The sequence below is a fragment of the Desulfatitalea tepidiphila genome (assembly GCF_001293685.1).
In the GTDB taxonomy this organism is placed as follows: domain Bacteria; phylum Desulfobacterota; class Desulfobacteria; order Desulfobacterales; family Desulfosarcinaceae; genus Desulfatitalea; species Desulfatitalea tepidiphila.
Genome location: NZ_BCAG01000003.1, coordinates 2,405,722 through 2,418,505, shown reverse-complemented (window position 1 = coordinate 2,418,505; position 12,784 = coordinate 2,405,722). Strand labels below are relative to the sequence as shown.

Below are 12,784 nucleotides of genomic sequence, written 5' to 3'. Positions count from 1 at the left end.
TGATTTGCAATGACCGACCCAAATGATACACGGAATAAACACTTCATATTAGATGGTTTTACTCAATCCGAACCTTTCTCTCGACCTGTGAGACCGATTGAACCATCACGGGTGCCCCAACAAGATCGTCATCGCCACGGGTACAGGCTCCGCAGTCAGATCGAATCATTGAAACCCGCCTTTTCAACCGCCCGTCAACTGCAAGAAAATGCAGGCCTGGAAAGTGGTTTTGGCTTGCAAGTAGAATTTGAAAGTTTCCCTGAAATCGAAATAGCTTTTGACAGCCTGGCAAGAGAACGCTCTGGGATTGAGCTGCTGAATGCCCGGCATGATGGACAGCGAACATATGCCACCGTGTTTGTCCCAGATGGGAAACTGGCACATTTTGAAAACGTGATTCAAGATTATATCGATGAAAAAAAGGATCGTGCTGGTCGGCTACGTGACCATCAAAAACTGGTCAATACCATTCGGCAGATTCGGTTAGCAACCTTGCATGCCCTGTGGACTGATGATCCGGAAGTATTCCCTGACACGGATGATGAATCCTTTTGGTGGGAAGTCTGGCTGCCGGTACGTGAAGATCGGATAGCATCCGTCGTGACATTTCGTAGGCTGGCTGAAATGCAGGGATTCCAAATAGCCCCGGGAGAATTGAATTTTCCGGAAAGGATCGTGTTAATTATCCATGGTTCCGCTGAACAAATGGCTCGCTCCATAATGACGCTCAACAGCATTGCTGAATTAAGACGGGCGAAAGAAACAGCTTATTTTTTTGACGATTCGCCCCTTGAAGAGCAAGCCGACTGGTTAGAAGAACTGATGGAACGCTGTCGGTTTGCAGAAGAAAGTGATGACACGCCGCATGTATGCCTTCTTGATACGGGTATCAACAACGGCCATCCGTTTATTGGGCCGGCAATTACCAGTAGAGATCTTCATACTGTCAATCCCGCATGGGGAAAAAATGACGACCACGGACATGGAACAGCACTGGCGGGCTTATCTTTGGTTGGCGATTTAACTGACACCTTAGATTCCAGTGAGCAAATAGAGATAGGGCACCGTTTGGAGTCGGTGAAATTATTGTCAACCAATGGTGATAATCCAGGCGAATCAAAACACCATGGTTATCTAACAATAGAAGCTGTTGCGAGACCAGAAGTAACAGCGCCAAACCGGAGACGTGTCTTCAGTATGGCGGTGACCGCCAGAGACAACCGGGACCGGGGTCGTCCGTCGGCATGGTCGGCAACCTTGGACAGACTGGCTGCGGACGCTGAAGGAGATGCCACAAATCCGCGTTTGATAATAGTTTCGGCAGGGAATATCAGCGACCCTAATGCATGGGCTCAATGTCCACATAGTAATAGCAGTGATGGCATTCACGACCCGGCGCAGGCCTGGAATGCCCTGACTGTGGGGGCTTACACTGAGCTTGTTCATATTACGGAGCCGGATGCAGCAGGCTATCTGCCAATAGCACCTGCCGGCGGTCTGAGCCCCTTCAGCACGACATCATGCACTTGGCAACCACATTGGCCGTTGAAACCTGATGTCGTTTTTGAAGGTGGAAATGCGGCTAAAGATGAAATAGGCGCTGTCTGGATGCCGAGTTTGTGTCTCTTGACAACCCACCATCTGCCCACAGAGCGCATGTTCACAACAGCCAACGCGACTAGTGCTGCAACGGCTCTTGCTTCGCGAATGGCAGCGCAGATCATGACAGTATATCCAGAGCTTAAGCCCGAAACTGTCCGAGGTCTGATTGTTCACTCGGCGGATTGGACAGATGCGATGCGCAGTACTTTTCTAACCAGTCCACGACCTTCAAAAAGCGAATACACACAGTTGGTACGTCATTGTGGTTACGGAGTACCAAATTTGCATCGGGCATTATGGAGTGTTTCAAATTCATTGACACTAATTGTGGAAAGCTCTTTGCATCCCTTCCAGCGGCATGGGCAAGCACAGCCAAAGCTACGGGATATGAACCTGCATCAATTGCCTTGGCCTTTGGAAGAGCTTGAATCACTTGGTGAGACACAAGTTGAAATGCGGGTCACACTATCCTATTTCATTGAACCGAACCCGTCGGAAAGATGGATTCGTACGAGATACCGCTATGAATCGCATGGGTTGCGTTTTGATGTCAAGCGTCCCTACGAATCAGGAGATGATTTTCGTTCCCGGATAAATGCAGCGGCAAGGGATGAAGAGACAGGCTCTCGATCCAGAGGCGAAGACTCGGGTTGGTTGATAGGACCCCAAAACCGCCATAAAGGGGCTCTGCATTCCGATATTTGGAAGGGGGCAGCCGCTGATCTTGCCAGTCGTGGGATATTGGCGGTTTACCCTGCTTTAGGTTGGTGGAAAACGAGAACCCGTCTTGAGCGATACGATAGGATGGCACGCTATTCATTGATTGTTTCGATTCATGCGCCTGAAATAGAGGTTGAGCTCTATAATGCAATAAAAAATAAAATTTCAGTTCAATCCGTTGTAGACGTATGATGGAATTCCGTATTTCAGACACCTTCACAACCAGCCTCGCCAAACTCGCCAACGAGGAACAAAAGGCCGTCAAAACCACAACCTTTGATCTCCAAGTCAATCCATCCCAACCAGGGATGCAGTTCCACAAACTGGCCAAATCGAAAGACCCCAATTTCTGGTCCATACGGGCCGGCAGTGACCTGCGTCTGATTGTGCACCGCACCGCCGAAAGCCTGCTGCTGTGTTATGTCGGCCATCACGATGATGCCTACCGCTGGGCTGAACGCCGAAAACTCGAAGTGCACCCTAAAACTGGCGCAGCCCAATTGGTCGAAATCCGTGAGCTGGTCAAAGAGGTGACCGTTCCAGCGTATGTATCCGAAGAGCATTTGGCGTCTCAAAAGCCGCTCTTGTTCGCCGGCATCGCAGAAGAAGAATTTTTGACCTATGGCGTGCCCCCTGAATGGATAGCCGATGTGCGCCGGGCGGATGAGGACTCCATCCTCGAATTAGCAGATCACCTGCCCGCTGAAGCGGCCGAAGCGCTCTTGGATTTGGCCACCGGGTCGAAACCTATATTCAGGACCGAAGCACTCCAATTGGTTAATCCATTCGACCATCCCGATGCCCAGCGCCGCTTCAGGGTCATGAACGATGTGGAAGAGCTGGAACACGCCTTGTCTTATCCCTGGGAGAAGTGGACTGTCTTCCTTCATCCGGCCCAGCGCCAATTGGTGGAACAGGCCTTCAGCGGTCCCGTCAGGGTGTCTGGCTCGGCCGGTACAGGAAAAACCATCGTCGCATTGCATCGTGCAGTTCACCTTGCGCGCAATAACCCCGACGCCAGAGTACTGTTGACCACCTTTTCCGAAATTCTCGCCAATGCCCTTCAAACCAAGCTGCGATTGCTGATCAGCAATACGCCCCGTATAGCGGAGCGCTTGGAGGTGCATGCCATCGACGCCATTGCTCGACGACTCTATGAATTCAATATCGGAAAACTGCAGCTTGCACCCGACGAGGTTGCCCATCAGCTCATCGCGCAAATCGCCTCAAAGATTGAAGGCCACAAATTCAGTCCGCACTTTCTATTTACAGAATGGGAAGAGGTGGTCGATGCCTGGCAGTTGACCACCTGGGAAGCCTACCGTGATGTGGTGCGCCTGGGCCGCAAAACACGCCTACCGGAAAAACAACGGGCCGTGCTCTGGTCGCTTTTCAGCGAGGTTCGTTCAGCCCTTCAAGGCAGGAATCTGATGACCCACGCCGATATGTTCAGTAGCCTGGCTGAGTATTTTAAAAACAATCAGAAACCCTTCGATTACGCCGTAGTGGATGAAGCCCAAGACATCAGCGTGGCCCAACTTCGGTTCCTTGCCTCTTTTAGCGCCGGGAAGCCAGATTGTTTGATGTTCACCGGCGATCTGGGCCAGCGCATATTCCAACAACCGTTTTCCTGGCGGGCGCTCGGCATCGACATCCGCGGCCGGTCACGCACCCTGCGCATCAACTACCGCACCTCTCATCAGATCCGGATGCAAGCCGATCGCCTTCTGGCGCCAGAGTTGTCTGATGTGGACGGTAACACAGAAGACCGACGCGGAACTATTTCGGTGTTCAATGGCCCCAGTCCTGCTGTCAAAGTCCTGGAAACTGCAGATGAAGAAAGCCAAGTGGTGGCCAGCTGGGTTACGCAACTCACCAGTGAAGGTTTATCGCCTCACGAAATCGGCATCTTTGTACGATCCGATGACCAATTAGACAGAGCCTGCAAGGCAGCCGAGAATGCAAAACTGCCCTACAAAATCATAGACCACAAAATGACCATCAGCAGTGGGCATATTATGATCGGCACCATGCATCTTGCCAAGGGGCTTGAATTCAGGGCTGTGGCAGTCATGGCCTGCGACGATGAGGTAATCCCTTCCCAGCAGCGCATTGAAAGAGTAACCGATGATTCGGACCTGGAGGAGGTTTATAACACCGAACGCCACCTTCTTTATGTCGCCTGTACCAGAGCCCGGGACCGCCTGCTTATTACAAGTGCTGATCCATCATCCGAATTTTTAGATGATTTATCAGAATAGGAATATACGCCGAGAGTAAGGTGAGCAGATCATTTGATCATTCTATGCGACGATGACATGAAAGCCCTTCTTGTCCAGCGCAAACGGAGTTATCCCATGCCTCAAAAGATCAAAAGTGACAATGAAACTTCATTTCTGGTAACGACATTTCATAAAAGAAAACTAATGAAGTAATAATATATCACATCCCTGCACAGGAGACAGTTAGTGCAGAAACTGAAATTGTCAGAGTTTTTTTCATCCCTTAAACCAAAATACCTTCTCGGGACAACTTATACCCTCTCTCTGACATTCTTCGAGTCAGTGGTTTGGCCGACAATCCCTAAAAACAATCTCGATAACTGCCTTATACTTTGCGACAATCTTGGTTACCGCCGGGCATTGTCCGAGGCTGGAGCACTCCGCGATATTGGTGCCCGCTACTTTGTTGTGCCTATTATAGCCAAGAGAAAATTCCACCCCAAGGTATGGCTGGCGGCCAATGAAGAGAAGGTTGCCTTATTAGTAGGCAGCGGAAATCTGACGCAATCCGGTTTTATTGATAATGTTGAGCTGTTTTGGGCAACTCATCTTGACCATAACCAGAACGTCGGAGCGATCAGTGATGATATCCGACTATTTCTTGATGGGCTTATAGCGCTTGTCGACAAAAATATCCCCTCTATCCAGCTTGCGCAAAGCCTGATGAACGCGCTATATAATTTGATCCCTGAAGGCAATGGTGACCGTTCCCTCCCTCGTTTTTTAACCTCTTTCCATGCGTCTCTGCCCACTGAGATTCAGCACTACGGCGCCGGCGGAAAACTATTTATATCATCTCCTTATTTTGGAGGTGGTCTGGCTGGTTATGAACTGCTGGTAGATACGATTAAACCTTCCAATGTCACCCTTTGTCCTGGGATGATGCGGGAGGGCCATGTTGATGTTGATCTTCAAAAAAATAAACTTCCACTAACAGGTGTGGATATTATGAAGGTCAAGTTTTGCAAAACTCCACGCAAGGGTGAGCATTTCAAACTCTATGGTCACCAAGGGATATCCTCAAAAGAGAATTGGATCTACTGTGGCAGTGCAAATTGCACCTATCCTGCCTTTATGGGAAAGAATATTGAGGCCGGGGTGCTTCTGTCGGCTACCCATGAAAATTTCTCATCGTTATTCTCTTGCGAAAGGCTGGAAGAGATCCCTCACTATCAGAAAGAAGATAATAATGATGGGTTGAATACGATTCCTTTCATTTTTGCAGCGTATACGGATGATGGCCTGAAACTCACGGTACCGGCCGGTAATCCATTATTGACCCCATTCTTTGAAATAGTTCTGGAATACAGAGTGGGAGTCAGACGTGCCACCGCTCAGTTCAAAAAGTTGTTTGTAGATGGTACTACAGGACTCGTCAGAAAAGATGAATTTGATCGAGAATTCCCATCAAGTATCTTTGCATCACCCTACTTGGTTATCAGTGGAAAAGATGCAAATGGTAGGTCGTTTAACATTACGTGCGTCATTGATGATATAAATACCTTAAAGTCATCAGCTCGCGAGAAAGGAGCAACCAGGGCCGCGAGTGCTGCGTGCCGGGGGGAATCGCCTGAACTCACTGACATCATTGAATACTTCAAATACATTGAAGGAGCGCTGGATGACGGGTTTGAATTGGGCGGAGGAGGAAAACGTTCACCCTCTAAGGGTCCGGCCTCCGAAGCGGACCGGATTGCGATTTGGCCACCTGAGCCTGTTATTCCACCTACAGAAGGCGCTGGCGTGAATGATATCAGCGGCAAACATTATTATTATTGGCTCGACAGGATGCTTCGCGTTTTTAATACAAAGAAACCAAATGTTCCTCCCTCATCCAGTGAAGGGGTCCCAGATGGCGAATCAACAGAGGCTGTTGAAACTGAAGAAAAAATACCTAAACCACCTAAAGAATGGGTAGAGGCACTAAAAAGGGTCGAGAGCATAGAAAAAAAATTCAAGGGCCTGTCCATAGACGCCAACCAAGCAAACTGCGTATACCCCACAGCTATACTTGCCCATCTTATGCTCTTATCCATTAGGACTTCCAATTCGGAGAAAGTGACCGACGCGGACGAGCTCATGGATACCCCATCCAATATTTCAAGTAGGATGATTAAGACACTTTTTGCCGATCGCTCAAACTCCTTGGGAATAACAGATTACAGCATTGCTGAGATGTGTCACAAAAGGTATCAAGTCCCCATCTATAGGCAATTTGCAGAAGACATTCTTACAGCCTTTTCCGAGTTGATATTGGCCAAAGCGGATGATTTTCCTATTAACTCATGGCTCAAGTTTAAGAGTCTCTGCAAAAACCACTTTGATATTTTTATTTCAGCACATGAGAGTATTTGGGACCGTTATACAAGACATTTCCCATGGCATGAGAGGGGTGCTTCTGAGTCAAGTTTTTCAGAAGCGCTTGAACAGCTCAAGCAGAAAGAATGGGCTATTCATCCAGGATATATCGCTGCAAAGGAAATCATCGATTCCGTCAGGGAAAAAAGGGAATTAGATGAGACATTGTTGGGTGACCAAAATCATGCATCAATAAAACAACTTGCGAATAGAATAAGCAGAAATCTAACCCCCTACGTTAGGGTCGATCGATTTCGTAGATTTTGTGTCGCTGAGGATTGTAGAAATAAATATATTACACAGGCGGAGCTTGGGGGGATAGAGCAATTAAAGCCCGCTATTTGTGAGTACTGTGGATCTGCATTAATCCCTGATATTCTGTTCGATATTATAGAGGCTCAACATGGCTGATTTCCCAACCAGTCCCTTTCTGCCAGAAGACTTTTCACCGCAAGGGAAAGGTATTGATTATCTTGGGATGAGAAATGTCAACTTGATATTTCTTGAATCCCATTTGATCCCGGGGATTAATAACGCGACACGTGATTTGGGCACATATGTCCTTGGTGTATGGATAGCTTGGAAATTCAGTGAGCTATGCAACCAGCCGGGAATGTATAAGTATACTCGGGATAATTTTAGAAAATTTAGCCAGGCTATCGAAGTGGCGATTTCCCATGCAACCCGTGATGGTTCACCAGTTAATATAAAACACCCGGTACCCCGCAATCGAATCGGGAAAAACCAAAAAATTGATTTATCGTTACCTCTCACCTTTGAAAACATGGGCAGGGGTTTAAGCGCATCAATCTTCTATGCGGCTCAGTATGGCCCCTCATTACGGTGGATTGAACTGACTGCTGATGCCCGAGCCGAAGACGGCCGTTCAGCTGGCTTTCAAATGGCTTTGCCTGACGAAGACACGAAAGCGATCTGCGGTTATGTTAATAATAAACTTCAACAGTGTCCATATTACGAAAAGCTATTACAAGGTGACAGAGCTCATCTGACTTTAGATGAAATTGATGAACTTGGGACAACAGGCCTTTGTGCCGGTTCCTACCGAAGTCCTCGCGGAAATCTGAAGAGAGCTTTAGAATCCAAGCTATTCCACCCGGGCAACAAACGGAAAACTACTGCCGATTTAATCATCGCTACACTTAAAAAGCTGGGGCCGCTCACCGAAGAGGACCTTAGACGGGTCTGGTACACAGGCCTAACCCCTTCGGGAAAATTATTTGCTTTGGAACATGAAGAACTGCAACAACAATCCAGAAAATGGGGCATTTTTTATTCCCGGCAAATCCTGAGATATACCCTGGAATCATTGCTATGTTGTCTCGAAAGGGCAGTTGATCTAGGATGTCTTTCAATCGAGGAGGTGGTTGATACTTTTTTGTTGGAGTGGATGGAAGCCACGGAGGGCTATTCTATCGAAACATTCGCGGATTTGTTGCGTCACGTCTGCCAAGGCGCGGGAATAAAGAGCAATGAGAAGTTGGGTCTCTTGTGGAGTCAAAAAATCAACCCTCACCACGAAAATTTTGAATATATAGAGTTCCATGAGGGTGCAGAGATGTTCGCTGATTCGATGGCGATGCTTGCGGGCTGGTGGATGCGGCTTTCTGGTAATGCAGAATTAGCTGAGCAACTTGGAAAACTTCCGGACGAATCGGGTCGAGTACCTATGAAGGAACTTCATGACTGGCTTTCGGATCGCATGGAAGATAAATTCATAAATACCTGTAAAGATTTAATGGCAGACTTCGTATATTCCCAGCACCTCAGGATAGGAATGTCGCGGCTGGGTGAGGATGGAACCCGATTGAGGTTTTCACTGGGGGACCATGGAATCAGCCCAACTGCAAATCTTGATAACTTCGCTAAAGCCAAACCTCCTTTTATGGCGGATCGTTTGCTTTCCTTAGCCAATCTAATGGAGGACTTAGAATATGTGTCCAGAAATGGCGACCAAATTTCGGCCCTGTGACCATCTACGTAGGCGAACCAAAGTAGCCTTGAGAGTTCAAGGGTTCAAAAGAATTGAGCTCTAAAATGGCAATTCAGCGCACTATGTCTTTTTGGGTATTTTATTGAAATCACAAATTCAGCCAAGCCTCTGATATGAGAATACAGATGCTCAACGGTGAGGAGGATTCGTGCTCTGCTTTTCGTATGGTTCTAATATGTCGCTCGCGCGTTTACAAGATCGTGTGCCATCAGCTCGATTTGTCGCGGTTGCGATTTTGCCAGCTCATAGGCTTCGATTCCACAAAGTCAGTAGAGATAACTCCGGAAAATGCGACGCTGAGGAAACCGAAAACCCCAATGATCGTGTTTATGGTGTGGTGTACGAGATTGCAAATGACGAAAAACCTGACCTTGACCGGAAAGAGGGACTGGGGTCTGGATACGATGAAAAAGAGGTCGAGGTGATTACGGATCAAGGGAATTTGACTTCTTTGATGTATTTCGCCACAAGAATAAATTCCGCGTTGAAACCTTACCGCTGGTACAAAGAGCACGTCTTAGTTGGGGCCCGTGAGTACGGGTTGCCCCCCGAATACATCGCTCAGATTGAAGCGATTGAGGCTGTCGAGGATCCGGACGCTACAAGGAGCGAGCGTGAGCTGGCAACTTACCGCTAACAAACAAATCCAGCCGAAGATAGTTACCTGGCGAATGATTCGCCGCTTTGTGGCTGATCAAAACCGGCCTATGTGCGGGAAAAACGCCAGTAAACACCTGCTATATTCACATCATATCCGTGGGTCAGTCAAACCTGCGATATGAGAATAGTATCCTATCAATGCTGGGCCATTCAAAACTTTTAATTACACCGAGATGATGAATTGCGGGGGCCACATCACGCGCTGCTTCAAAAAGCATATGGCCCGCCTCGCTGTAGATGATGCCCCGATCTAGGTAGTGTCCAGAGTTTTTCGCACTTTTTCTTTTAGCTGCCCATCAACCTGATGGTTCGGGGAAGATCCCCGCCTCAGGGGGCATGCCCCCTGAGGCGGGGGGCGACTAAGCTATCGAACACTTTATTTCTTTGAGTCGGTCCATATTCATATATCTTCGTGTGCCCCACTTGGTACCGGCTACATGCCTCAACCTGGCGGCCACCAGCATCAACGCTGACTTACCATCTGGAAAGGCACCCACTACGCGGGTTCTTCGCCTGATCTCGCGCATGAGCCTCTCGAGTGGGTTGTTGGTGCGAATCGATCGCCAATGCTGACTCGGAAAGGCATAATATGACAATGTCTCTGCAGCTCCCTTTTCAACCAGTTGAGCCGCTTCAGATAATTTCATACTTCTTAGCTTTTTCGTTACCGCAATGACTTTCTCTTCGGCTGCCGCTCGATCCTCTTGCGCATGGATTGCTTTGAGCATGGCCGCCACATTCTTAACTTTCGACTTGGGCACCACCGTAAAGACATTGCGGTAAAAATGAACCGTGCAGCGTTGCCATTTTGCTTTAGGATAAAAATCAGCCAATGAATCGACAAGCCCCAGGCATTTATCACTGACAAAAAGCTCCACACCTGTCAGGCCGCGCTCTTTTAAATAACGCATGAAGGCAATCCAGCTCTCTTGATCCTCTTTGGCGCCTTCTTTGATGCCCAGCACCTGACGGTATCCGTATTGATCCACACCGATGGCCACCAATACACTGACATTTTTGACTTCGCCGGCCCAGCAGCGCTTGAGCCAGATACCGTCTAAGAATACATATACGAATTTGCCCTCAATCGGTGCCTTGAGCCATTTATCGATGCGGCCATACACCTTCTTGTTCAAATTGCTCACCGTCGACGGGCTGACCCGAGTGCCCCATAAGGCTTCGGTGATGTCTTCGACACGTCGGACCGATATGCCCGCAAGATACATCTCGATCAGTGCTTCTTCGACCGAACTCTCGCGCCGACGGTATCGTTCGATAATGGCCGTCTCAAAGGTCAAGGTGCGTAGCTTTGGAACCCTGAGTTTGACCGTGCCGGCCTTGGTCTCCAAATTGCGGGTATAATGCCCTGCGCGTGTGTCTTTGCGGGCTTCGGTGCGCTCATAGCGCCCAGCTTGACATAGCCTGTCCGCTTCGGCGTCCAATAGGGAATTTAGGGTGCGTTCCACCGTTCCTCTAACGACCTTGTCCAGGTGCTTGTTCAACTGGTCCTGTTCGATACGGATAATTTGGCCGGCTTTTGCCTCTTTGTTTGAACGCGCGGGTTTGCTATTGTGCATTTGTAGCCCTCCTGATGGTATACGTTTGAGTTGTGGTGACCCAAACCATACCAGATTGAGGGCTACTCTTTCAAAATGTGCGAAAAATATTATACGTTATCCCGATCTATGTCCGGATCCGAAATGCTCGTTATCTTCAAAACATGCACCGAGACCGCTGAACCTTCAGATTGGCGGATCACATGGGGCCGGGATGCGCTAGTATGAACAGGCCTTGCCGCGCTGCCGCCACGAAACCAATCTCCAGCAGACCGCCCTTGTCGGGATCTGCGGCGGTTGCCGGTAATCCACGGCCAAGACCTCGAGCCGATCGAGGGGCAAGTCATTTTCTGAATACTGAAATGCGGCGTCCATGATGCATTTGTCCATGCGGAATAATTTCCTGTGAAAGGACTTTGGGTGGCTGGAATGTGCGGGGAGCCTATGAGAGGGGGGACTGTCTCCGTCGGTGGCGAAGCTGCCGGTGGGGGCAGTTTTTTTGAGGAAGGGATTTTTTTTTAGCCCTCAGAAATAGGCGGCTTCCTCGTGCGCCGACCACGACCGAACCAGATATCCATACCAAAGCGGGTCCGGAGCAGGGGGGCGCGATGGGACCAGTCACGGGGGAGTGTGACCGGCTATGACCACCTATATGACTGCGGCTGTTCGGTGATCCCGGAAGCCTGGGGCCTGCCCGCCTCGACGACTCTGATGGGTCTTGGAAAACGCCTCGCGAAACAGCTGGTTGAGCAGTCCGGCCGCATCTCCTACACCTCCCGCATCTTCTACTGATCGCTGAATTGTTGGCGATGGCAAAGCTTCAGGATCTGCTGCGTCTCGTATTCGAGATAATTTTTCAGTTCTCTGAAGGTAAAATTGGCCAGTCTTTTGATGCCGAAAAGCGTCTGGTCGGGAATTTGGCCCAATTTTCTGGCGGCTTCCAATGCCGCCGTTTCGAGATCCGCCGGCGGGACCACCCGGTCTGCAATTCGGTTTTCCAGGGCTTCAGCGGCCGTAATCCGCTGTTTGAGCAACAGCAGCGCCTTGGCCCTGCTCGGCCCGTTGATTTTACTGAGGAAGAAAGGCGCCCCGCCCTTGGGTAGCATGCCGATTTCCTGAAAAATGTTGTGGAAGACCGTGTCCGAGGAGATGATCCGGTAATCACAGGCCAGGGAGATGTTCATGAAGAGAGACAACACATCCCCCCCGCAGATATGGATCACCGGTTTGTCCATGGCAACGATTTGCAGCAGGGTCTGGTCGATGAAGTTGCAGAAACGATGCAACTCGTAACGGTCCATGGTGTTGGAAAACCCGAAATGCCCGAGATTTCGTTCGGGGCACTCCATAAGGAAAAATCGCAGGTATTCGTCGCTGCCCGATTCGTGAAATTCCGAGTGGATGACGATGGTCCGGATATCGGCGTTTGCGGAAATCCGGCCGAAGAAGTCCGGGAAGAGATCCTTGTGATCGAATATTAGAAAATTGTGAAAGAAGTTACCCGAAAATTTCAGCCAGAGGGAGTCCTCGCGAAATTCGGAGACAAAAAAGCCGGGATAAGAGACACTGAGTTCGTTGTCATGCATGGTGCACCT

General features: G+C 49.1%; 9 protein-coding genes. 6 read left to right on the top strand and 3 right to left on the bottom strand.

Annotated elements, in window-relative coordinates:
- Window positions 1–9 precede the first annotated feature (9 nt).
- The 5 genes from DFT_RS25155 (at window position 10) to DFT_RS15300 (ending at window position 9,610) form a co-directional block, all read left to right on the top strand.
- The gene (locus tag DFT_RS25155) at window positions 10–2,514 is read left to right on the top strand and encodes a S8 family peptidase (protein ID WP_076750581.1); all 2,505 of its coding nucleotides are present in this window, start codon (window positions 10–12) and stop codon (window positions 2,512–2,514) included.
- Complete coding sequence (locus DFT_RS15315; RefSeq protein WP_200907062.1) at window positions 2,511–4,583, top strand: 3'-5' exonuclease; 2,073 nt, start codon at window positions 2,511–2,513, stop codon at window positions 4,581–4,583. The genes DFT_RS25155 and DFT_RS15315 overlap by 4 nt, the downstream gene beginning before the upstream one ends.
- 207 nt (window positions 4,584–4,790) lie before the next feature.
- Window positions 4,791–7,373, top strand: a complete 2,583-nt coding sequence (locus DFT_RS15310; RefSeq protein ID WP_054032020.1) for a phospholipase D-like domain-containing protein — start codon at window positions 4,791–4,793, stop codon at window positions 7,371–7,373.
- A complete protein-coding gene (locus tag DFT_RS15305; RefSeq protein WP_054032019.1) occupies window positions 7,366–8,952 on the top strand; it encodes a hypothetical protein in 1,587 nt (528 codons plus the stop codon). Before DFT_RS15310 ends, DFT_RS15305 begins: the two co-directional genes overlap by 8 nt.
- Window positions 8,953–9,121: 169 nt before the next feature.
- Window positions 9,122–9,610, top strand: a complete 489-nt coding sequence (locus DFT_RS15300) for a gamma-glutamylcyclotransferase family protein (RefSeq protein WP_076750579.1) — start codon at window positions 9,122–9,124, stop codon at window positions 9,608–9,610.
- Between the two features lie 382 nt (window positions 9,611–9,992).
- Here the strand turns inward: DFT_RS15300 and DFT_RS15295 are convergent, their stop codons facing one another.
- Together DFT_RS15295 and DFT_RS26280 are read right to left on the bottom strand one after the other, a co-directional pair.
- Window positions 9,993–11,210: an IS256 family transposase gene (locus tag DFT_RS15295; protein ID WP_054032017.1), complete on the bottom strand. Its 1,218-nt coding sequence runs from the start codon at window positions 11,208–11,210 to the stop codon at window positions 9,993–9,995.
- Window positions 11,211–11,408: 198 nt separating this feature from the next.
- Window positions 11,409–11,579 (bottom strand): hypothetical protein, encoded by a 171-nt coding sequence (locus DFT_RS26280; RefSeq protein ID WP_161807174.1) that lies wholly within the window; start codon window positions 11,577–11,579, stop codon window positions 11,409–11,411.
- A gap of 156 nt (window positions 11,580–11,735) precedes the next feature.
- Here DFT_RS26280 and DFT_RS26530 point away from each other — a divergent pair, with 156 nt between their 5' ends.
- Complete coding sequence (locus DFT_RS26530; protein ID WP_152972012.1) at window positions 11,736–11,981, top strand: hypothetical protein; 246 nt, start codon at window positions 11,736–11,738, stop codon at window positions 11,979–11,981.
- On the opposite strand, the gene DFT_RS15290 is transcribed toward DFT_RS26530, so the two are convergent.
- Window positions 11,975–12,775, bottom strand: a complete 801-nt coding sequence (locus DFT_RS15290; RefSeq protein WP_054032016.1) for an enoyl-CoA hydratase/isomerase family protein — start codon at window positions 12,773–12,775, stop codon at window positions 11,975–11,977. The genes DFT_RS26530 and DFT_RS15290 overlap by 7 nt on opposite strands.
- Window positions 12,776–12,784 lie beyond the last annotated feature (9 nt).